This is a genomic window from Pseudomonas sp. Os17, from assembly GCF_001547895.1.
Classification (GTDB): domain Bacteria; phylum Pseudomonadota; class Gammaproteobacteria; order Pseudomonadales; family Pseudomonadaceae; genus Aquipseudomonas.
This window is the reverse complement of the sequence record NZ_AP014627.1, coordinates 6,424,606-6,445,819: the sequence shown is the minus strand read 5'-3', so window position 1 is coordinate 6,445,819 and position 21,214 is coordinate 6,424,606. Positions and strand designations below refer to the sequence as shown.

Here is a 21,214-nt window from a genome sequence, read left to right as displayed (position 1 = left end):
CGCAATGGACTCTTAAAAGGGCGAGTTAGAGGGCGAGGTCTTGGAGCTCGAGTTGAAGCGGCGCAGGACCGGACAATTTTACCCGCTCGTGGGCGGCCAGCGACAGGGTCGCGCCCACCACATTCGGACGGATCGGCAGCTCGGCGGCGTTCAGGTCCAGCAGGCAGACCAGGGTCACGCTGGCCGGGCGGCCGTAGTCGAACAGTTCGTTGAGGGCGGCGCGGATGGTCCGGCCGCTCATCAGCACGTCGTCGATCAGCACCAGGTGCTGGCCTTCGATCTCGAACGGCAGCTCCGAGGGACGCACTTGCGGGTGCAGGCCGTTCTGGCTGAAGTCGTCGCGGTAGAAGGACACGTCCAGGGTGCCCAGGGGCGCGTCGCTGCCCAGGGCTTCCAGCAGGGCCTGGGCCACCCAGACGCCGCCGGTACGAATACCGATGAAGCGGGGCTCGCTGATAGCGCGCTGGGCCAGGTGGGCGTTGAGATCAGTGGCCATCTGGCTGATCAGGGCGGCGGGATTGGGCAGGCTCATGGTGGCTCCTTCGTGGGCTCGCGCCGGGTTGCCGGGCAGCGAGGCGCGTGGGACTTGCGGCTGGTGTTGGGCCAGGAGGCGCGCAGCAGGGGGCCGCGCCTCTTCAGGATTCGGGTTTCAGGTGTTCAACAGGCCGGCGTTTTCATCGAGCCAGCCCTGCAGCAGCAGGGCCGCGGCGATGGCGTCCACCGGGTTGTCGCGGTAACTGCCTTTCTGCCCGCCCCGGGCCAGGCGTTCGCCCTTGGCCTCGAAGGTGGTCAGGCGTTCATCGTGGGTATAGAAGGGCACATTGAAGCGGCCGTTCAGGCGCCGGGCGAACTTCTCGGCCCGCACGCACATATCGCTGGGGCTGCCGTCCATGTTCAGGGGCAGGCCTACCACCACGGCGTCGGGTTTCCATTCCTCGATCAGCGCTTGCACCTGATTCCAGTCCGGCACGCCGTTCTGCGCCTTGAGGGTGCACAGCTCGCGGGCCTGGCCGGTGATGGCCTGGCCCACGGCGACGCCGATCTGCTTGGTGCCGTAGTCGAAGCCGAGGATCAGTCGCAAGGCCATCAGGCGTGGCCCGCCTGGCTGGTGAGCAGGTTGAGGTTGACCCCCAAGTGCCGGGCGGCGGCTTCCAGGCGCAGTTCGCTGCTGGTGTTGAACAGGATGTCGGCGTCGAAGGGGCAGGTCAGCCAGGCGTTGTCCGCCAGCTCGGCTTCCAGTTGCCCGGCTTCCCAGCCGGCGTAGCCCAGGGCGATCAGGCTCTTGGCCGGGCCGACACCGTCGGCGATGGCGAACAGCACGTCTTGGGAGGTGGACAGGGACAGCCCTTCGAGCTCCACCGTGGCCTGGTAGACCGGGCCGCTGGGGTGCAGGACAAAGCCGCGATCGGTCTGCACCGGGCCGCCACTGAAGATCGGCACGTGCTGGCACAGCAGCGGCGGCTCTTCGTCGGGGCGCAGTTGTTCGAGGATATCCGCCAGGTTCAGGTCCTGGGGCCGGTTGATCACCAGGCCCATGGCGCCACTGGCGTTGTGCTCGACGATGTAGGTCAAGGTCTGCGCAAAGTTCGGGTCGGCCATATGGGGCATGGCGATCAGGAAGTGATGCTTGAGATAGCTTGGGCTGACATTTTTCATGAGCGCTAGTGTGGCGATGGCGGGCCCGGCTGACAAGCGCCAGCCGGTGGGTGCTGGCCTGCCGGTGCAGGTGGCGCGGGGGAGGGCGTATCCGCTGAGGGGCCTCTGCGCTAGCCAACCGGCTGTTGCGGGTGCTGGGCGCTTGCCAGCGGGTGCGGATTAATTGCTGGACAGCTTGTCGCCCCGGGCGAAGCGCCAGGTGCGGATGATTTCCAGGCGGTCGATGTCCGACAGGTCGCCGGTGAAGGGCGCGAACGGCGCGGCCAGGCGCACGATGCGCTGGGCGGCCTGGTCCAGCAGCGGCTGGCCGGAGGACTCCAGTACCAGTACTTCATACAGTGAGCCGTCGCGGTTGATCGAGACCATCAGCCGCAAGTTGCCGTAGATCTGCTTGCGGCGGGCCTCCTCGGGGTAGTTGAGGTTGCCGATGCGCTCGACCTTCTTGCGCCATTCGTCCTTATACCAGGCACCCTTGTCGCGCATGGTGGAGGCGGCGCTCAGGCGGTGGATGCGCGGGCGCTTGGCATACAGCTGTTGTTCGTTGGCCAGTTCCGCTTCCAGGCTGGAAATCTCGCTGGACAGCTGGGAGCTGTCGAACGTCGGAGTCTCGGCCTTGGGCGTCGGGTCTTTCCTGACCTCTTCACGCTGGGTCACGGTCTTTTTCGGTTTCGGCGCGGTGGTGGCCACGGCTGCCTTGGGCGCGGCTTCCTTGACCTCGGGCTTGACCGACGGCGGAGGCACCACCTTTTTCACCGAATTGTCCTGGAACGGCGCCACCTCGGTGGTTTTCGGAATGGCCTTCTTGTCCAGGGTGCCGCTGCCTTCCTGGTGCTCCTGGGCGAGAAAGTCGGCCTTCTTCGGCTTGGTCTCGCTCTTGAAGGTGGCCAGGGTGATTTCCAGGGTCTTGCTGATGGTCTGGGGCTCGGCGAAGGAAAAGCCCAGGCCGAGGATCAGTGCCAGGTGCAGGAGCGCCGCCAGGAACAGGGTAAATCCCAGGCGATCGGCCGCGCGCACGCCGCCATGGGCTAGCTCGGGGGGCAGATCGGACGGCAGGCTCATGGGCGTTTCGACATCACGGCAGGCATCACACAACCAACATCACGTTTTCACAGGCGGCGCATGATAACGCAATGTTGGTTTCAAGCCTTGAGTGCCAAGCTTCAAGCGACAAGCTGCAGATGACGCAGATCAAGCTTGCGGCTTGTTGCTGGCGGCTTGCAGCTTGCGTTCGATGGCATCCATCAGCCGCGCGCCGATTTGCGTGCCGAAGGCGTTGTCGATCTCACGGATGCAGGTGGGGCTGGTGACGTTGATTTCCGTCAGGTGCTCGCCAATCACATCGAGGCCGACGAACAGCAGGCCCTTGGCCCGCAGGGTCGGGCCGACCTGGGCGGCGATCCAGCGGTCCTTGTCGCTCAGTGGACGGGCTTCGCCACGACCGCCGGCGGCCAGGTTGCCACGGGTTTCACCGGCGGCGGGGATGCGCGCCAGGCAGTAATCCACCGGTTCGCCATCGATCATCAGGATGCGCTTGTCACCGTCCTTGATCGCCGGCAGGTAGGCCTGGGCCATGATCTGCTGGCTGCCGAGCACGGTCAGGGTTTCCAGGATCACCGACAGGTTCGGGTCGCCGGCGCGGTGGCGGAAGATCGAGGTGCCGCCCATGCCGTCCAGAGGCTTGAGGATCACGTCGCCATGCTCGGCGGCGAACTCGCGCAATACATCGGCGCGCCGGCTGACCACGGTCGGCGGGGTGCACTGCGGGAACAGGGTGGCGAACAGCTTTTCATTGCAGTCGCGCAGGCTCTGGGGCTTGTTGACCACCAGCACGCCGGCGCTTTCGGCCTGTTCCAGCAGGTAGGTGGAGTAGACGAACTCCATGTCGAACGGCGGGTCCTTGCGCATCAGGATCACATCCAGATCGCTCAGCGGGCAGTCGATCTCGGCGTCCAGCTCGAACCATTTCTCCGGGTTGGCGAACACCTGCAGCGGGCGCATGCGCGCCCGCGCCACGCCAGCGCCCTGGTACAGGTCGCGCTGCTCCATATAGAAGAGGGTCCAGCCGCGCTCCTGGGCGGCCAGCAGCATGGCCAGCGAGCTGTCCTTCTTGTAGGAGATGCTGGCGATAGGGTCCATGACAATCCCGACGCGAACGCTCATGGGTGGATTCCTTTAAGAAAATAAGTGGAAGCAAGGCAAAAAAAGTGGCGTCAGAGTGGCGCTGACAAGGGCCTGGGTCAAGGAAAAACCACTGCCTGGCGTGGTCCATAGATTGCAGAGGGGAGAGTGTGCTAAAAAGGCTCGCATGCCGGGCCGAGGCCTTGAAGTTCAAGGGTTTGGGGCGTAGGCCAGCGGTACCGGATCAAATCATTCGCTGGGGCGATGGCAGAGCAGATATGGAACAGCATTCCAACGCCTTGAAGGTGATGGTGATCGACGATTCGAAGACGATTCGCCGCACGGCCGAAATGCTGTTGAAGAACGTCGGCTGCGAGGTCATCACCGCCGTGGACGGTTTCGAGGCCCTGGCCAAGATCGTCGATCATCATCCCGGCATCATCTTCGTCGACATCATGATGCCGCGGCTCGACGGCTATCAGACCTGTGCGCTGGTGAAGAACCACAGCGCGTTCAAGTCCATTCCCGTGATCATGCTGTCCTCCAAGGACGGCCTGTTCGACAAGGCCAAGGGGCGCATCGTCGGCTCCGACCAGTTTTTGACCAAACCCTTCAGCAAGGAAGAACTGCTGAGCGCAATCAAGGCCCACGTTCCGGACTTTGTCGCGCTTGCGCCACAGTAGACACGCACAATGGCGCTCGGCCCGCGGGCCGCGCGCCCATACCGTATGGGGAAGACCATGGCTCGTATTCTGATCGTCGATGACTCGCCGACTGAAATGTACAAACTCACCGGCATGCTGGAAAAGCACGGCCATGAAGTGCTCAAGGCCGAGAACGGTGCCGACGGCGTGGCCCTGGCCCGGGAAGAAAAGCCCGATGCGGTACTGATGGACATCGTCATGCCCGGCCTCAACGGCTTCCAGGCCACCCGCCAGTTGACCAAGGACGCCGAGACCAGCCATATCCCGGTGATCATCATCACCACCAAGGATCAGGAAACCGACAAGGTCTGGGGCACTCGCCAGGGCGCCAAGGACTACCTGACCAAGCCGGTGGACGAAGAGACCCTGATCAAGACCCTGAACAGCGTCCTGGCCGGCTGATCGCCCGGCCATGAGCGAAACCCAGACCGCCTTCGAGCTGCTGCTGGAGATCGACCAGCGCTGCCGCCTGCTGGCCGCCGACCTGCCGTCCCAGGAAACCCGCCAGCACGGCTGGAGCGGTATCGGCTTCCGCCTCGGGGAGCACTGGTACGTGGCCGCCATGGGCGAAATCAGCGAGGTGCTGCACGAGCCGCGCTACACCCTGCTGCCCGGGGTCAAGCCCTGGGTCAAGGGCGTGGCCAACCTGCGCGGGCGGCTGCTGCCGATCATGGACCTGTGCGCCTTCTTCGGTCATGAGCTGTCGCCCCTGCGCAAGCAGCGGCGGGTGCTGGTGGTGGAGTACAAGGAACTGTTCGCCGGCCTGCTGGTGGATGAAGTGGCGGGCCTCAAGCATTTTGCCCAGGACAGTCTGGAGCCCGGCCCCGGCGACTTTGCCATTGCCGCGATCAACCCCTACCTGCAGGGGCAGTTTCGCAGCGACCAGCTCTGGCAGGTCTTCAGCCCCTTCGCCCTGGCCCGCTCGCCGGCGTTTCTGCAGGTGGCGGCGTGAGCCTCGCCCGGTCCCGCTTGCCCTGCGTTCGCTGTACCCCGGCCAGCCTTGCTGCCCTGGTTCCATCCATGCTGCCCGAGCGTTGCGTGCGCCCCGGGCTCCTGAAAGCGGGATCACCCGCTCGCCACAGGCCTGATCGATGACCAAAGCCAAAACCGGCAAGCCCCTGGAGGGCTCCCGCAGCCGCTCGCAGATCATCGTGCTGTTCATCGCACTGATCGTGTTCATCATGCTGCTGTTCGCCAACTTCGCTTACCTGAACACCCAGGCCACCTACGACAAGCAGTACATCGGCCATGCCGGCGAGTTGCGGGTGCTGTCCCAGCGCATCGCCAAGAACGCCACCGAAGCGGCAGCCGGCAAGGCTGCGGCGTTCAAGCTGCTGGGGGATGCGCGCAACGACTTTGCCCAGCGCTGGAGCTACCTGAAGAAGGGCGACCCGGCCACCGGCCTGCCCGGCGCGCCGGTGGTGCTGCGCCAGGAAATGCGCGCCGTGCAGCTGGACTGGGAAAAACTGCTGAAGAACGCCGATGTCATCCTCGGCAGCGAGCAGACGGTGCTGTCCCTGCATCAAGTGGCGGCGACCCTGGCGGAAACCGTGCCCCAGTTGCAGGTGGAATACGAGAAGGTGGTGGAGATCCTCCTGCAGCGCGGTGCCCCGGCCGCCCAGGTGGCCATGGCCCAGCGCCAGTCGCTGCTGGCCGAGCGGATTCTGGGGGCGGTCAACACGGTGCTGGCCGGCGACGAAAATGCGGTCCAGGCCGCCGACGCCTTTGGCCGGGATGCCGCGCGCTTCGGCCAGGTCCTCAACGGCATGCTGCAGGGCAACCCAGGGTTGAAGATCAGCCAGGTCGAAGACCCGGACGCCCGGGCCCGGTTGGCGGAAATTTCCGAATTGTTCGAGTTCGTCTCCGGTTCCGTGGACGAGATCCTCGAAACCTCCCCCGAGCTGTTCCAGGTCCGCGAATCGGCGAGCAACATCTTCAGCCTGTCCCAGACCCTGCTGGACGAAGCCTCGCTGCTGGCCACCGGCTTCGAGAACCTGGCCGGCAGCCGCAAGCTGGACACCATCGGCGGTTATGTCCTGGGCCTGCTGGCCCTGGCCTCGATCATCCTCATCGGCCTGGTGATGGTCCGCGAAACCAACCGCCAGCTGCGGGAAACCGCCGAGAAGAACGAGCGCAACCAGAACGCGATCATGCGCCTGCTGGACGAGATCGAGGACCTGGCCGACGGCGACCTGACGGTGACCGCCTCGGTGACCGAGGACTTCACCGGGACCATCGCCGACTCCATCAACTATTCCGTCGACCAGCTGCGCGACCTGGTGGCCACCATCAACCTCACGGCGGGGCAGGTGGCCGGCGCGGTGCAGGAAACCCAGGCCACCGCCATGCAACTGGCCGAAGCCTCCGAGCACCAGGCCCAGCAGATTTCCGAAGCCTCCACGGCGATCAACGAGATGGCCCAGTCCATCGATCAGGTGTCGGCCAACGCCGCCGAGTCCTCGGCGGTGGCCGAGCGTTCGGTGGAAATCGCCAACAAGGGCAACGAGGTGGTGCACAACACCATCCACGGCATGGACAACATTCGCGAGCAGATCCAGGACACCGCCAAGCGCATCAAGCGCCTGGGCGAGTCCTCCCAGGAAATCGGTGACATCGTCAGCCTGATCGACGACATCGCCGACCAGACCAACATCCTGGCCCTCAACGCGGCGATCCAGGCCTCCATGGCCGGCGATGCCGGGCGCGGTTTCGCCGTGGTGGCCGACGAAGTGCAACGGCTGGCGGAGCGCTCCTCGGCCGCCACGCGGCAGATCGAGACCCTGGTGCGGGCGATCCAGACCGACACCAACGAAGCGGTGATCTCCATGGAGCAGACCACCACCGAAGTGGTGCGCGGCGCGCGTCTGGCCCAGGACGCGGGGGTGGCCCTGGAAGAGATCGAAGGCGTGTCCAAGACCCTGGCGGCGCTGATCCAGAGCATTTCCAACGCGGCCCAGCAGCAGACCACGTCAGCCGGGCAGATCTCCCTGACCATGAACGTGATCCAGCAGATCACCTCGCAAACCTCGTCCGGCTCCACCGCGACCGCCGAGAGCATCGGCAACCTGGCGAAAATGGCCAGCCAACTGCGCCGCTCGGTGTCCGGCTTCACCTTGCCGGCCACCCGGGCCCCGGCCCCGAATGACAATCGCTGACGCAAGGCCTTGACGGGAGTGGTGATGGTGGACCGGCATGACTATGTGGCCCTGGAATGGGTCAAGGGCGAAATTGCCGAAACCTTGAAGCAGGCGCATCAGGCCTTGGAACACCTGGCGGATGACCCCCAGGACCCGGATGCCCTCGGCCAGTGCCTGGCGGGGATCCACCAGGTCCATGGCAGTCTGCAGATGGTGGAGTTCTACGGCGCCGCGCTGCTGGCCGAGGAAATGGAAAAGCTCGCCCTGGCCCTGCAGCAGAACCGGGTGGCCCAGCGCGACGAAGCCCTGCGCCTGCTGCGCCAGGCCATCGGCCAACTGCCCCAGTACCTGGACCGGGTGCAGAGTGCCCGCCGCGACCTGCCCCTGGTGGTGCTGCCGCTGCTCAACGACCTGCGCAGTGCCCGGGGCGAAGGCCTGCTCTCGGAAACCAGCCTGTTCAGCCCGCAACTGCCCAGCCTGCCGACCCTGTCCGACAAGGCCCTGGCGGCTCTGGAGCCGCTGGAGTTTCCCACCCAGATGCGCAAGTTGCGGCACCTGCTGCAAACCGCGCTGGTGGACCTGCTGCGCGAGCAGGACGCCGAACACTGCCTGGGCCACATGGCCAAGGTCTTCGAACGCCTGGAGGCGCTGTGCCAGGACGCACCGCTGGCGCCCTTGTGGCACATCGCCTCGGCCCTGGTGGAAGGCATGCGCCAGGGCGTGATCGCCAACAGCCCGGCGGTGCGCAGCCTGCTCAAGGACGCCGACAAGGAACTCAAGCGCCTGCTGGAACAGGGCATGCCCGGAATCAACCAGGCCGCGCCCGACGAATTGCTCAAGAGCCTGTTGTTCTACATCGCCAAGGCGCGCCATCCCACCCCATTGATGCTGACCATGAAAGAACGTTACGGACTGGACGACGCGCTGCCAGACAGCGCGGTGGTGGATGAGGAACGGGCCCGCCTGGCCGGGCCCGACCGCGATGCCATGCGCTCGGTGCTGACCGCGGTGTGCGATGGCCTGGTGCGGGTCAAGGAGCGCCTCGACCTGTTCGTGCGCAGCGACCGCCAGCACACCGGCGACCTGGACAGCCTGCTGTCTCCCTTGCGACAGATCGCCGACACCCTGGCGGTGCTGGGTTTCGGCCAGCCACGCAAGGTGATCATCGACCAGTTGGCGGTGGTCCAGAGCCTGGCCCAGGGCCAGCGCGCGCCGGACGACGCGGTGCTGATGGATGTGGCCGGGGCCTTGTTGTATGTCGAGGCGACCCTGGCCGGGATGGTCGGCACCGTGGAGCCGGAAAGTCCCGAGGACAGCCGCCTGCCCACCACCGACCTGACCCAGATCCATCAGTTGGTGATCCAGGAAGCCCTGGTCTGCCTGCGTCAGGCCAAGGACCTGATTGGCGAGTGCATCGAGGCCGACTGGGAGCGCGAGCAACTGGTGTCGGTGCCCGAGTTGCTGACCCAGGTGCGCGGCGCGCTGGCGATGATCCCGCTGCCCCGTGCCGCCAGCCTGATGGAAGCCTGCAATCGCTTCATCAGCGAACAGCTGCTGCAGGATTCGCCCCGGCCGGACTGGCGGCAACTGGACCACTTGGCGGATGTGATCACCAGCCTTGAGTACTACCTGGAGCGCTTGAAGGAGGACCACCAGGCGCCGGGGGAGAAGTTCCTCGACCTGGCGGAGCAGGGCCTGACGGCCCTGGGGCATGCCCCCGTGGCGCAAGCGGCATTGCCGGAGCGGCCCGCAAGCGGCGGCGAGGCGCCGGCGCTGCCGGTGTCCCAGGCAGCGGACGAGCCCCGGCCGGCGCAGTCTCTGGCCGATGCGCTGGCGGCCCCGGTGTCGGCGCTCAACCCGCCGGCCCTGATCACCCCCGGCAGCCTGCTACCGCCGCCGGTGGACGAAGAGCCGGTCGACGACGAACTGCGGGAAGTCTTCCTTGAAGAAACCGAGGAAGTGCTGGACATGCTCCGCGAGTACCTGCCGCGCTGGACGGCCGAGCCCCAGGGCCAGGCCGCCCTGAGCGAACTGCGTCGAGCCTTCCACACCCTCAAGGGCAGTGGGCGCATGGTGCGTGCCCTGGTCCTGGGGGAGCTGGCCTGGGCGGTGGAGAACCTGCTCAACCGGGTGCTGGAGCACAGCGTTGCCCCCAGCGCCGAAGTCCGGCAACTGGTGGCCGACACCCTGCAGCTGCTGCCGGACCTGATCGGCGAATTCGCCGCCCGGGCCCAGCGCCAGCGCGAGGATGTCGACCGCCTCGCCGCTCGCGCCCATGCCCTGGCCAAAGGTGCCGCAGCCGACGCCCTCGCTGAAGGCCAGGCGCTGGACCCGCAGTTGCTGGAGATCTTTCGCGCCGAAGCCCAGACCCACCTGGACAGCATCCAGCGTTTTCTCGAACGGGCTGCCGAGCACCTGCCGCTGCAGGCCAGCGATGAACTGCAGCGGGCCCTGCATACCCTCAAGGGCAGCGCCTCCATGGCCGGGGTGCTGCCGATGGCCGAGCTGGCCGGGCCCTTCGACCAGTTGGCCCGGGAATACCGGGCCCACCTGATTCCCCTGGACCTGGACGAAGTCGAGCTGCTGCTGGAAGCCGAAGGCCTGCTGCGCCGCGGGTTGCGGCAACTGGACAGCGATCCGCTGGCGCCCATCGACGGTGCCCGCTCACTGGTGGGGCGCGCCCTGGCACTGCTCGGCGAGCGCCTGGAAACCCTGCTCAACGCCCCGGACGCCGCCCCCCGGGCCAAGCGCGATCCGCACTTGATCACCAACTTCCTGGCCCAGGGCATGGACATCCTGCTGGACGCCGAAAGCCTGCTGCGGCGCTGGCAGCAGCATCCCGGCGAGCGTCAGGAACTCAGTGCCCTGCTGGACGAACTGACCACCCTCGGTGAAGGCGCGCACCTGGCCGACCTGCACCCGGTGGATGAACTCTGCGAAGCCCTGCTCGACCTCTATGGCGCGGTGGAGGAGAGCAGCCTGGCGGTCAGCGAGCGCTTCTTCCACGAGGCTGAAAGCGCCCACGAGGCCTTGCTCAACATGCTCGACGAACTGGCCGCAGGCCAGGCAGTCAGCCCCTGCGCGGAGCGCGTTCAGGCCCTGCGCGATTTGCTGCACGAAGGCCTTGATCCGAGTGCCACCGGCCTGATCAAGAGCGATGGCAGTCGGGCCTTGAGCATCAGTGAACTGGGGGCGGCCACCGCGCGCCTGGAGCAGACGCCGGGGCAGGCGGACGCAGACGCGGAGATCGTCGAGATCTTCCTCGAAGAAGCGGTGGACCTCCTCGAAAGCGCCGATCAGGCCCTGCAACGCTGGTTGGCGGACCCGGAAAACGGCGCGCCGCTGTCCTCCCTGCAGCGGGACCTGCACACCCTCAAGGGGGGCGCGCGAATGGCCGAAGTGACGCCGGTGGCGGAGCTGGCCCAGGAGCTGGAGTCGTTGTACGAGGGCCTGGTGGACCGGCGCTACAGCCACAGCCAGCACCTGGGCCTGCTGTTGCGCAGCAGTCATGAGCAATTGGCGTTGCTGCTGCATCAGTTGCAGAGCGCGCGGCCCCTGGATGACTCCCGGGCTCAGGTCGAAGCCGTGCGCGCCTACCGGCAGCAGGTAGCCAGCCCCGCCGAGACGGCCGAGAACGCGCCCTCCGAGGACAGCGCGGCCCAGGATCCGGAGCTGCTGGAGATCTTTCTCGAAGAAGGCTTCGACATCATCGACAGCTCCGCCGCGGCCCTGGCGCGCTGGCAGGCCGACCCCCAGGCGCGTCAGGAGGTGGAAACCCTGCTGCGGGACCTGCACACCCTCAAGGGTGGGGCGCGAATGGTGGAAATCGCCCCCATCGGCGATCTGGCCCACGAGCTGGAGTTTCTCTTCGAAGGCTTGTCCGCCGGCCTGCTGCAACCCAGCCCGGCGTTGTTCACCCTGCTGCAGAAAAGCCACGACCGCCTGGCGCAGATGCTCGATGCGGCTCGCGCCGGGCAACCCATCGAGCCGGCGCAGAAACTGATCGAGGCGATCCACGACCTGAGCCATCCGCGCGTGCCGTCCGTGCCCGGGGCGCCTGCGCCGATGCCGGCGAGCAAGCCGGAGCCGGCGGCCCCCGCCGCGGAGGCCGCGGTGGTGGGCGACATGGTCAAGGTGTCGGCGGAACTGCTGGACGATCTGGTGAACCTGGCCGGGGAAACCTCGATCTTCCGGGGGCGCATCGAACAACAGGTCAACGATGCCCGGGTAGCGCTTGGCGAGATGGAAACCACCATCGAGCGCATGCGTGACCAGTTGCGGCGCCTGGACACCGAAACCCAGGGCCGCATCCTCAGTCGCCAGCAAGTGGAGGCCGAGCGCCTGGGCTACGAGGAATTCGACCCGCTGGAAATGGACCGGCATTCGCAGTTGCAGCAGTTGTCCCGGGCCCTGTTCGAGTCCGCCTCGGACCTGCTGGACCTCAAGGAAACCCTCGACCGGCGCAACCACGACGCCGAGAACCTGTTGCAGCAGCAAGGACGGATCAACACCGAATTGCAGGAAGGCCTGATGCGCACGCGCATGGTGCCCTTCGAGCGCATGGTGCCCAGGCTCAAGCGCATCGTGCGGCAGGTGGCCGAAGAGCTGGGCAAGGACGTGGAGTTCGTGGTGGGCAACGCCGAAGGGGAAATGGACCGCAACGTTCTCGAACGCATGGTCGCGCCCCTGGAGCACATGTTGCGCAATGCCGTGGATCACGGCCTGGAGGCCGCCGACGTGCGCCGCGCCGCGGGCAAGCCGCCCCGGGGGCGGATCAGCCTCGACCTGTCCCGGGAAGGCGGCGACATCATCTTCGACATGCGCGACGACGGCGCCGGGGTGCCCCTGGAAGCGGTGCGCGCCAAAGCCATCAAGCGCGGCCTGCTGGATCCGCAAGCCGCGATCAGCGACCGCGAGGTGCTGCAGTTCATCATGCAGCCGGGGTTTTCCACCGCCGAGAAGATCACCCAGATCTCCGGGCGCGGGGTGGGCATGGACGTGGTGCACGAGGAAGTGCGGCAACTGGGCGGCAGCATGAGCATTGATTCGGTGGCCGGGCAGGGGGTGCATTTCCGCATTCGCCTGCCCTTCACCGTCTCGGTCAACCGGGCGTTGATGGTGCAGTGCGCCGATGAGCAGTACGCGATCCCGCTGAACACCGTCGAAGGCATCGTGCGGGTCTTGCCGGGCGAGCTGGACGCCCATTACCAGCTCGATCCGCCCCGTTACGAATACGCCGGGCAGGGCTATGACCTGTGCTACCTGGGGGAACTGCTGCACACCGTGCCGCGCCCGAAACTGCTGGGCCAGGTGCTGCCGCTGCCGGTGCTGCTGGTGCACTGCAACGAACAGCGCATCGCGGTGCAGGTGGATGTCACGGCCGGCACCCGGGAGATCGTGGTCAAGAGCCTGGGGCCGCAGTTCGCGGCGGTGCAGGGCCTGTCCGGGGCGACCATTCTCGGCGATGGCCGGGTGGTGCTGATTCTCGATCTGCTGGCGCACCTTCGTGCGCTGCAGCTCCAGGCACCGCGGCCGGGGCCGAGCGGCGAGGCCGTGGCCGCCGAAGTCCAGCCGCCACGGCCGATGCTGGTGCTGGTGGTGGACGATTCGGTCACCGTGCGCAAGGTCACCAGCCGCCTGCTGGAACGTCATGGCATGAACGTGCTCACCGCCAAGGACGGGGTCGACGCCATGACGCTGCTGGCCGAGCACACCCCGGACCTGATGCTGCTGGACATCGAGATGCCGCGCATGGACGGTTTCGAAGTGGCGATCCAGGTACGCAACGACCCGCGCCTGCAACACTTGCCGATCATCATGATCACCTCCCGCACCGGGCAGAAACACCGCGACCGGGCCATGGCCATCGGGGTCAACGACTACCTCGGCAAGCCCTATCAAGAATCGGTGCTGCTGGAAAGCATCGCCCTGTGGAGCAAGCCCCATGCTTGATCACCGCGCCAGCACCCTGACCGGTCTGTTGCTGCCCCTGGCGGACCGTACCCTGATCCTGCCCAACGTGGCGGTGGCCGAACTGATCGACTATCAGCAGGGCAGCTTCGACCTGGATTCGCCGCCCTGGTACCTGGGCCGGGTGCTGTGGCGCGAGCGGTGGATTGCGCTGATCAGTTTCGAGTCGGCCTGTGGTGGCAAGACGGTGTTGGGCGAGCGGGCGCGTATCGTCGTGCTCAACGCCCTGGGCGGACGCCCGGAGCTGAAGTTCATGGCCTTGCTGGTGCAGGGCATTCCCCGCTCCTGCAAGCTCGACAGCCAGTTGAGCTACGTCGATGTGTCGTTGGCGCCTCTGGAAAAGGCCGCGGTGCAGGTGGCCGAGCAAGTGGCCAAGGTCCCGGATCTGCTGGCGCTGGAGGAGTTGCTGGTGGGGGCGGGGCTGCTGTCCTAGGCGTGTTTTGCCGGCAAGCCGGTGGCGTGCAGCACGCGCGCGTCGCTAGACCCTGGCGTGCCGGCGAAAGCTGCGCCTCAGGCCCCCCGCAACCTGTCCCGTACCTCCATCAAGGCATACCCCAGCAGGTTCAGGCCGCGCCACTGCTCCGGCCGGCTGGCCTTGGCATCGTCCGCCGCCAGGCCAATGCCCCAGATCCGATCCACCGGGCTGGCTTCCACCAGCACCTGATCGCGGGTGGACAGCAGGTAGTCGCCCAGGGCCGGGTGCTGGCTGAACTTGGCCAGGTTGCCTTGCACCACGATCTCGAAACGCGCCTCGGACCAACGGGCGTCATCGAAGCCGCGCACTTCGCGGCCCAGCTGTTTGACGTCCGCCGGGGTGGTCGCCTTGAGGATCCGCCCGTGGGTTTCCCGGTCATCGAACAGCAGGGCCTTGCCGGCCATCATGAAGTGCTCGGCGCTGGGGTAGTGAATGCCCTCAAGCTCCAGGCCGGCGGCGAACCACTGGCTGAAGCAGCTTGGGGAAAGGCGCCCGTCGCGGGTCGGCTGGTGGCCCCAGAACATCAGGTAGTCGGGCTCAAGGCCATGCTTGATCTGTTCCAGCAGTGTCTGGTTCGAGCGAATCGGTGTGTCCATGCTGACTCTCATCATTGTCTGCTCAGGCCATTGACTGGCCGGTCCGGCGCGCATTGTGGCCCCAGAGGGCGGCCGGATGCCAACCCTGTGGATAATCTTGCAACTGCGCAACATCTTGCGCAGTCATCTGTGGATAAGCCTGTGCACAGATCGCGGTAATGGCCTTGCCGCATGGCCTGCTTCAAGGTGCGCAAGATCTTGCACAGCACTGCGCAACATGTTGCGCACTTTTCCCGGTATTTCCTCGAAAAAGTCCGCCAAACACTGCCAATTAGTCAGTAACTCACTGATTCAAAACAACTAATCAATTGCTGGCACAGACCTTGTACTCACCTCTGCACCCCACGGCCGTCTGGCCGGGGTTTCTTTAGTGATTTGCAAGGAGAGCATGCATGGCAACGCCAGCGTATATGTCGGTCACCGGCACCAAACAGGGGCTGATCACCGCCGGGGCCTTTACCGCCGATTCCGTGGGCAACACCTACCAGGAAGGTCATGAAGACCAGGTCATGGTCCAGGGCTTTCAGCACGAAGTGATCATTCCCCGCGATCCGCAGTCCGGCCAGCCCACCGGCCAGCGGGTGCACAAGCCGGTGATCATCACCAAGGTCTTCGACAAGGCTTCGCCGCTGCTGCTGGCGGCGCTGACCTCGGGCGAGCGCCTGACCGAGATCGTCATCCAGTGGTACCGCACCTCCGCCGCCGGCACCCAGGAGCACTACTACACCACCACCCTTGAGGACGCGATCATCGTCGACATCAAGGACTACATGCACAACTGCCAGGACCCGGGCAATGCCCACTTCACCCACCTGGAAGACGTGCACTTCACCTACCGCAAGATCACCTGGACCCACGAAGTCTCCGGCACTTCCGGCTCCGATGACTGGCGGACCCCGGTCACCGGCTAAGGAAGGCCGCTCGACCCTTACCGCGCCCTGGCCAGCTTCGCTGGTCCGGGCCCTTATTCATCCAGCAGTTGCACTGCCCGCATCGAGGCACAGGGAATGTTCGCCGCCGCCGACCAGACGCATTTCAGCCTGACCCTGGAGGGTCGCCCCCACGACTTTCAAGTGCTCGGCCTGCAGGGCCGGGAACGCATCAGCCGGCCCTTTGCCTTCGACCTGGAGCTGGTTAGCGAACGCTCCAACCTGGACCTGGACGCGCTGCTGCACACCCCGGCCTTCCTGCAACTGGCGGCTGATGGCAGCGGCATTCACGGGCAGATCCAGCGCATCGCCCAAGGCGACCGCGGTCGTCGCCTGAGCCACTACCAGATCACCCTCGGCCCACGCCTGGCCTATCTGGGCCAGCGCATCAACCAACGGATCTTCCAGCACCTGAGCGTGCCGCAGATCATCGCCCGGGTGCTGGAGGAACACGGCATCCTCGGCAACGACTACCACTTCCACCTCGCCGGCCCCTACCCGGAGCGCGAATACTGCGTGCAGTACGACGAATCGGACCTGCGCTTCATCCAGCGCCTGTGCGAGGAAGAGGGCCTGCACTACCACTTTCAGCACAGCCGCGACGGGCATCGACTGGTGTTCGGCGAAGACCAGACGGTGTTCCGCAAACTGGCCCCGGTGGCCTACCGGCAAGACTCCGGCCTGGTGGCCAGCGAGCCGGTGATCAAGCGTTTCGAGCTGCGCTTGGAGGTGCGCCCCAGCCGCACCACGCGCCGCGACTACGACTTCGAAAAACCGCGCCTGCTGATGCAGGGAGCGGCCAAACCGCAAGAGCCAAAAGCCGAGCCGGACCTTGAAGACTACGCCTACCCCGGACGCTTCACCGACCGCGAGCGCGGCAAGCATCTGGCCAGGCGCGCCCTGGAACGGCACCGCAGCGACTACCGCCAGGCCAGCGGCCACAGCGACCAGCCGAACCTGCGCAGCGGGCATTTCCTGCCCCTGAGCGAGCACCCCCACCCGGCCTGGAACGACCTGTGGCTGCTGACCGAAGTCCTCCACGAAGGCAAACAGCCGCAGGTGCTGGAAGAGTCCATCACCAGCGACACCCGGGCCGGAAAAGGCTTTCACCAGGGCTACCGCAACCGCTTCACCGCCACCCCCTGGGAAGTGCCCCATCGCCCGCCCCTGGAACACCCCAAGCCGCGGATTCTCGGCAGCCAGACCGCCAAGGTCACCGGCCCTCAGGACGAGGACATCCACACCGACGCCCACGGCCGGGCCAAGGTGCAGTTTCACTGGGACCGCGAGGGCCAGGGCAACGACAAGAGCAGCTGCTGGCTGCGGGTGTCCTCGGCCTGGGCCGGCGCCTGGTACGGCGCCATCGCCGTCCCCCGGGTGGGCATGGAAGTGCTGGTGACCTTCCTCGAAGGCGACCCCGACCAGCCCCTGATCACCGGCTGCCTGTACCACAAGGAAAACGTCGTCCCCTATCCGCTGCCGGCGCACAAGACCCGCAGCACCTTCAAGACCTTGAGCAGCCCCGACGGCGGCGGCTTCAACGAACTGCGCATCGAAGACAAACAAGGCGCCGAGCAGATCTTCATCCACGCCCAGCGCGACTGGGACCAGCAGGTCCAGCACGACCAGAAAATCCGCGTCGGCCACCAGCGCCACGACACGGTGGAGGCCAACAGCTACAGCGAATTCAAGGCCGAAGAACACCACACCGTGCATGGCGAGCGCAAAGTCGAAGCCCGCGCCAGTGATCACCTGAGCGTCGCCGGCAGCCAGCACCTGCAACTGGGCAACGGCCTGTTCATCGAAGCCGGCCAGGAAATCCACCTCGCCAGTGGCCTGAAAGTGGTGCTCGAAGCCGGCAGCGAACTGACCCTCAAGGGCGGCGGTAGCTGGATCAAGATCGACGCCGGCGGCGTGGCCCTCAGCGGCGCCCTGGTCAATAACAACTCCGGCGGCAGCCCGGGCAGTGGCACTGGTGCGGCGCCGTTGTTGCCGGGGCCGTTGCGGGTGGCGGATGGGGGTAAGCCGGGCATCCCGCTGGAAGCCCTGGTCAAGCAACACCTGGTCTTTCGTCAAGCCAAGGCCGGAGTGTGTGAAGTCTGTGAAGCGGCAAAACGTGCCAGGAAGGCTAATTCATGAACCCGACACACCAAGGTGCGCTGCTGCTCGACGGCGCCTCTCAGGACCATATTCTGGCTTGGCTGTATCAGCATTATCCCAGCCATCAACCGCTGCCACTGTTACTGGAAACCCCCTATGCCGCGCTGCAGGAGTCGGGACCGATTCTGCTCGACGCACCGCGCCACAGCCCCCTGTATGAGGGCTGGAGCAGCGGCGTGACAGAACTGCGCCACGGGTTGTGGTTGGAGGCCCGGTTGCCCGCCGAACAATTGTTCCACTGTCTGCAACGTCGCCTGCAAGTGCGCTCGCCGGACAGCCGCATATTCTGGTTGCGCCTGGGCGATGCGCGGCCGCTACTGCGGGCCTGGAAGGCCGGAGTCGAATGGCCCCGAGGCTTCTGGCACGGCATCGACGTGCTCTGGATGCGCGACGCACAAGGTCCGATCCCCACCTGGCGCAACCACCAACCGGAGTTGGACCTAGTAACCGCTGGTGACAGCTTTGATGCCCACATCACCTTGAGCTGGCCTTTACTAGGCGCCCTCACAGAAGAGCCCGAGCCGTCGCAGGAAACCGATCAATGAACCAGGCCGCACATGCTCCGCAACACTTCAAACCGGCCAGTTGCCCGTTGCTGGCTGCTGTTCTGCCCGTGCGTTATGCCATTGGCCCGGTCACTTCGGAACCGCAGCTCGCCAGCATCGACGCCAGCGCGTTGGGCCTGCAAGCAGTGAGCGGCCAGTTCCCGGAACTGGGGCCCGATCATCCGCCACTGACCCAGTGGCCCCTGGGGTACGTGCCACGCCTGCTACGGGACGGTTGGTTGTATGTCTGGCAGGACAGCACTCACCTGCTTAGCGAATACCGGGTCGATAGCACCCTGTTGAGCCAAACACCACGCGGTGGTCCGGTGTTGGAGAAACAAGCCCAGGTCTACCTGCTGCTACCGGCCGGTGCGCCCGCGCAACTGGTCTGGTCGCCGGTACGCTGGAGCGACTCGCAGTTCACTGCCGTCAAGACCCAGGGCAATGTCCGTCAACGTGTCATGCGCAACCTGACGCCCGGTATCGCCCCCGAAAGCGGCTTGTTGTCCAGCACGCGGAAGTTTCTCGGAGACAGTACCCCGGAAAACTTCCGCTGGAGCTGTTTGCCAGAACCACAACCCTGGCAATTGAACGACCCGATCCTGCGCCGCATGCAGCGCTGTGAACAACAGCATTACGCAATCGTCGACGATCCCTGGGGAGTACTGATCGATCTGGCCGGCCTGGTACGTGCCCGTAATCTGGCTTTCGACAAGCAAAGTCTGGCGCATCGCGACCGTTGGATGGTCGCCAGCGTGCTCCAAGAACTGAGTGAGCATGACAAACAGCTCAAGGCCAACCTGCCCAGCGACACCGACTACGAAGCCTTGAAACGCACATGGCGCGAGCAGAAACAGGCCGCCGACCAACTCGACTTCGATCGTCGGCGGATCGTCACCTTATGGGCAGACTGGTTTGGCACCCTGGGTCAACAGGGCCCGGCCACCCTGGAAACCGCCTGCGGGCACATGGACATCACCCAGCATGAGGCCCGTGACCTGCTAGAGGCCAGCTTCGCCGCGGCCTGCCTCGGCCCGTCTGCCACGGCCATTGGGGTCCAGGCGCTCTACCAGGCCATGGATCTAGAAAACCAGAACGTGCAAAAACCTTGGCTAGTCTGGGCTTTACTGGGGCTCCAACAGCGCCTCTCAGGCACCGAAGTCAAACAGCTGTTGCATGTTCCTGAAGGTCTTGAGCCTCTTGAGTCCGCGGCAAAACGTATAGCTCAGGCGCTGGCCCTGGTGGCCGCGTTGAATGCTGGAGCGAGCAAGCTGTCGGAACTGCCCTTGGCCAAGCCGACAGAGGCTTTTTTTGCCGCCATGGCTCCAGTGGTGGGTGGCCATATGCGTAGCATGCCCGAGCAAGTCAATCTCGCCGCCCTACGCCTGCTCCAGGCCATGCTTGCGCGCAGCCAGCAGCAGGTGGAGGTACAGTCGTTGAGCGCAAAGCAGAGCTTGGCCTGGCTTGGCGAACAGCTCGATGGCACGCAGAACAAATCGAAGCGCCGACGCCTGAAAAAAGAAATCGCCACACTTGAAGAACAGGACGCGCGTAATGCCCGTGTTGAAAGCAAAGGAGCAGGCGATGCAGCGACAGGCAAAGGCCAGCCTTCGGCCATCGCTAAGCAGGTGCAGGGGTACCCTCACCTAAACCTTATCCCGGCCCAGCGCCCAGCAGCCCCCGCACATCCTGCTCCGGGGTATGGAAGTGGCGCGCATGCACCCACGGTAAAAACTCCTGGGCCGAGTGCAGCAGACTTACCTCCACTGCCCAAAAGTGCGACGAAACTTGATCTGCCATTGAATGCGCGTGACCTGTTGAATGATTCGCCGTTGAAGGTTTTGATTGCGCTGGTTTCGGTTTGGAATTTGAGAAGTAGTTTTGATGCTTTGTCTGAAAACTACACAAACAAGAACAACTTGACAGCTATGAGTGCAGGTCTGGGAGTTTGGGCGGCTTTCTCCACAATTTCTCAACATCTCGCAGATGTAAAATGGAAAGCGTTTATTGGTAAGTCTGGCAAGTTCAATTTCGAAGCGCAAAAATTGCTTGCGAACGCGTTAAAAATTGGTGCTAGCGCAGTGCTTATTCAAGCAGCTACTGCAGGGTTAGATACTATTATCTACGGTTGGGATGCGCTGGATTCTTATAGAATAGGAGATATTGATACAGCTACTGTCAACGTTGGTTTAGGCGTAGCTAGCTTTGGTTATATTCGAGTTTCCTTACAAATCTCCCGTATGTTGCGAGTCTCTCGCGCCACAGTAATTATGGGTAGTGTTGCTGCATTAGGGCGTGGTATCTCTGTTTTGCCTGCTCCGCTTGTTGCACAAGCAACGGGATTAGTTATAACTATATTTGGTGGCTTGCTGGCACGCATGTATACCAAAGACACGCCTGTCGAAACTTGGGTCAAGCAGACCTGCTTCGGAACTCGCCCTGCCAATTGGTCAAATAGTTACGAAGAGACAATGAAAGCCTACTATCAGGCGGTGGCCCCAGTAACAATGAAACTCCGTCGCTGGATTGATATCAATCCGGTCAGTGGTGAGTGGGTCAATGAGGTTCGTTTGGTGTTGTTGATCGAAGGCCAAACAAGTTATCAACAAGGCATGGTGAGTTTTAGCGGAGTCGAGGAGTGGACCCAAGAACAACCCCTTATGGACTTCAGCCCACCCCGCAAGATTTCCTATCCATTGGAGTGGGGGGAGGAAGACCCCAATCCCTTAAAACAAGAATTTGGTAGCCGCATCCGACAAGAACCTGGCGTACTGTGCCTTAGCGCAGCCTATCATCAGAACGGTGCGATGAAGCTGACTGGTATTCGCGGTAATTTAATATATCAACCCATTGAGGGAATTTATTTGCCACTCATTGATGTTAATTTGAGTTGAAATTATGACTAAAGGAAAACTTATAAAGTT

The 21,214-nt window shown here is 64.5% G+C and carries 16 protein-coding genes; 10 read left to right on the top strand and 6 right to left on the bottom strand.

What is annotated here, in order from left to right; genetic code table 11:
- Positions 1–25: 25 nt before the first annotated feature.
- From pyrR to gshB, 5 genes are all read right to left on the bottom strand, one after another.
- Positions 26–532, bottom strand: a complete 507-nt coding sequence (gene pyrR, locus POS17_RS28565; RefSeq protein WP_060841533.1) for a bifunctional pyr operon transcriptional regulator/uracil phosphoribosyltransferase PyrR — start codon at positions 530–532, stop codon at positions 26–28.
- A 117-nt stretch (positions 533–649) separates the two neighbouring features.
- Positions 650–1,087 (bottom strand): Holliday junction resolvase RuvX, encoded by a 438-nt coding sequence (gene ruvX, locus POS17_RS28560; RefSeq protein WP_060841532.1) that lies wholly within the window; start codon positions 1,085–1,087, stop codon positions 650–652.
- On the bottom strand, positions 1,087–1,656 hold the full coding sequence (locus tag POS17_RS28555) for a YqgE/AlgH family protein (RefSeq protein ID WP_060841531.1): 570 nt from the start codon (positions 1,654–1,656) through the stop codon (positions 1,087–1,089). Before POS17_RS28555 ends, ruvX begins: the two co-directional genes overlap by 1 nt.
- Positions 1,657–1,815: 159 nt before the next feature.
- Positions 1,816–2,715, bottom strand: coding sequence for an energy transducer TonB (locus POS17_RS28550; protein WP_060841530.1), 900 nt, complete (start codon positions 2,713–2,715; stop codon positions 1,816–1,818).
- Positions 2,716–2,844: 129 nt separating this feature from the next.
- Complete coding sequence (gshB, locus tag POS17_RS28545; protein ID WP_060841529.1) at positions 2,845–3,816, bottom strand: glutathione synthase; 972 nt, start codon at positions 3,814–3,816, stop codon at positions 2,845–2,847.
- A gap of 236 nt (positions 3,817–4,052) precedes the next feature.
- Here gshB and pilG point away from each other — a divergent pair, with 236 nt between their 5' ends.
- The 6 genes from pilG (at position 4,053) to POS17_RS28515 (ending at position 14,018) form a co-directional block, all read left to right on the top strand.
- Positions 4,053–4,457 (top strand): twitching motility response regulator PilG, encoded by a 405-nt coding sequence (gene pilG, locus POS17_RS28540; RefSeq protein ID WP_016964938.1) that lies wholly within the window; start codon positions 4,053–4,055, stop codon positions 4,455–4,457.
- 57 nt (positions 4,458–4,514) lie between these two features.
- Entirely contained in the window at positions 4,515–4,880 is a 366-nt protein-coding gene (pilH, locus tag POS17_RS28535; RefSeq protein WP_042941009.1) for a twitching motility response regulator PilH, read from the top strand.
- Between the two features lie 10 nt (positions 4,881–4,890).
- Positions 4,891–5,430, top strand: a complete 540-nt coding sequence (locus tag POS17_RS28530; protein WP_060841528.1) for a chemotaxis protein CheW — start codon at positions 4,891–4,893, stop codon at positions 5,428–5,430.
- 139 nt (positions 5,431–5,569) lie between these two features.
- On the top strand, positions 5,570–7,633 hold the full coding sequence (locus POS17_RS28525; RefSeq protein ID WP_060841527.1) for a methyl-accepting chemotaxis protein: 2,064 nt from the start codon (positions 5,570–5,572) through the stop codon (positions 7,631–7,633).
- Between the two features lie 24 nt (positions 7,634–7,657).
- The gene (locus tag POS17_RS28520) at positions 7,658–13,567 is read left to right on the top strand and encodes an Hpt domain-containing protein (protein WP_060841526.1); all 5,910 of its coding nucleotides are present in this window, start codon (positions 7,658–7,660) and stop codon (positions 13,565–13,567) included.
- A complete protein-coding gene (locus POS17_RS28515) occupies positions 13,560–14,018 on the top strand; it encodes a chemotaxis protein CheW (protein WP_060841525.1) in 459 nt (152 codons plus the stop codon). Before POS17_RS28520 ends, POS17_RS28515 begins: the two co-directional genes overlap by 8 nt.
- 77 nt (positions 14,019–14,095) lie before the next feature.
- On the opposite strand, the gene POS17_RS28510 is transcribed toward POS17_RS28515, so the two are convergent.
- Positions 14,096–14,656 carry an NADAR family protein gene (locus POS17_RS28510; protein ID WP_060841524.1) on the bottom strand — a complete coding sequence of 187 codons (561 nt, stop codon included), beginning with the start codon at positions 14,654–14,656 and terminating at the stop codon, positions 14,096–14,098.
- A 392-nt stretch (positions 14,657–15,048) separates the two neighbouring features.
- Between POS17_RS28510 and POS17_RS28505 the strand changes: the two genes are divergently transcribed.
- From POS17_RS28505 to POS17_RS28490, 4 genes are all read left to right on the top strand, one after another.
- The gene (locus tag POS17_RS28505; RefSeq protein ID WP_047305413.1) at positions 15,049–15,567 is read left to right on the top strand and encodes an Hcp family type VI secretion system effector; all 519 of its coding nucleotides are present in this window, start codon (positions 15,049–15,051) and stop codon (positions 15,565–15,567) included.
- A 96-nt stretch (positions 15,568–15,663) separates the two neighbouring features.
- On the top strand, positions 15,664–17,724 hold the full coding sequence (gene tssI / locus POS17_RS28500; protein WP_060841523.1) for a type VI secretion system Vgr family protein: 2,061 nt from the start codon (positions 15,664–15,666) through the stop codon (positions 17,722–17,724).
- Positions 17,721–18,290, top strand: coding sequence for a DUF4123 domain-containing protein (locus POS17_RS28495; protein WP_060841522.1), 570 nt, complete (start codon positions 17,721–17,723; stop codon positions 18,288–18,290). Before tssI ends, POS17_RS28495 begins: the two co-directional genes overlap by 4 nt.
- On the top strand, positions 18,287–21,184 hold the full coding sequence (locus POS17_RS28490; RefSeq protein WP_060841521.1) for a toxin VasX: 2,898 nt from the start codon (positions 18,287–18,289) through the stop codon (positions 21,182–21,184). The genes POS17_RS28495 and POS17_RS28490 overlap by 4 nt, the downstream gene beginning before the upstream one ends.
- Positions 21,185–21,214: the final 30 nt, after the last annotated feature.

Bases quoted from the DNA above. Each gene is read 5' to 3' on its own strand.
- POS17_RS28550 (WP_060841530.1), bottom strand. From the start codon at position 2,715: ATGAGCCTGCCGTCCGATCTGCCCCCCGAGCTAGCCCATGGCGGCGTG.
- gshB (WP_060841529.1), bottom strand. From the start codon at position 3,816: ATGAGCGTTCGCGTCGGGATTGTCATGGACCCTATCGCCAGCATCTCC.
- POS17_RS28530 (WP_060841528.1), top strand. From the start codon at position 4,891: ATGAGCGAAACCCAGACCGCCTTCGAGCTGCTGCTGGAGATCGACCAG.
- POS17_RS28495 (WP_060841522.1), top strand. From the start codon at position 17,721: ATGAACCCGACACACCAAGGTGCGCTGCTGCTCGACGGCGCCTCTCAG.
- pilG (WP_016964938.1), top strand. From the start codon at position 4,053: ATGGAACAGCATTCCAACGCCTTGAAGGTGATGGTGATCGACGATTCG.
- POS17_RS28510 (WP_060841524.1), bottom strand. From the start codon at position 14,656: ATGGACACACCGATTCGCTCGAACCAGACACTGCTGGAACAGATCAAG.
- POS17_RS28555 (WP_060841531.1), bottom strand. From the start codon at position 1,656: ATGAAAAATGTCAGCCCAAGCTATCTCAAGCATCACTTCCTGATCGCC.
- POS17_RS28525 (WP_060841527.1), top strand. From the start codon at position 5,570: ATGACCAAAGCCAAAACCGGCAAGCCCCTGGAGGGCTCCCGCAGCCGC.
- POS17_RS28520 (WP_060841526.1), top strand. From the start codon at position 7,658: ATGGTGGACCGGCATGACTATGTGGCCCTGGAATGGGTCAAGGGCGAA.
- POS17_RS28515 (WP_060841525.1), top strand. From the start codon at position 13,560: ATGCTTGATCACCGCGCCAGCACCCTGACCGGTCTGTTGCTGCCCCTG.
- tssI (WP_060841523.1), top strand. From the start codon at position 15,664: ATGTTCGCCGCCGCCGACCAGACGCATTTCAGCCTGACCCTGGAGGGT.
- pyrR (WP_060841533.1), bottom strand. From the start codon at position 532: ATGAGCCTGCCCAATCCCGCCGCCCTGATCAGCCAGATGGCCACTGAT.
- POS17_RS28490 (WP_060841521.1), top strand. From the start codon at position 18,287: ATGAACCAGGCCGCACATGCTCCGCAACACTTCAAACCGGCCAGTTGC.
- POS17_RS28505 (WP_047305413.1), top strand. From the start codon at position 15,049: ATGGCAACGCCAGCGTATATGTCGGTCACCGGCACCAAACAGGGGCTG.
- pilH (WP_042941009.1), top strand. From the start codon at position 4,515: ATGGCTCGTATTCTGATCGTCGATGACTCGCCGACTGAAATGTACAAA.
- ruvX (WP_060841532.1), bottom strand. From the start codon at position 1,087: ATGGCCTTGCGACTGATCCTCGGCTTCGACTACGGCACCAAGCAGATC.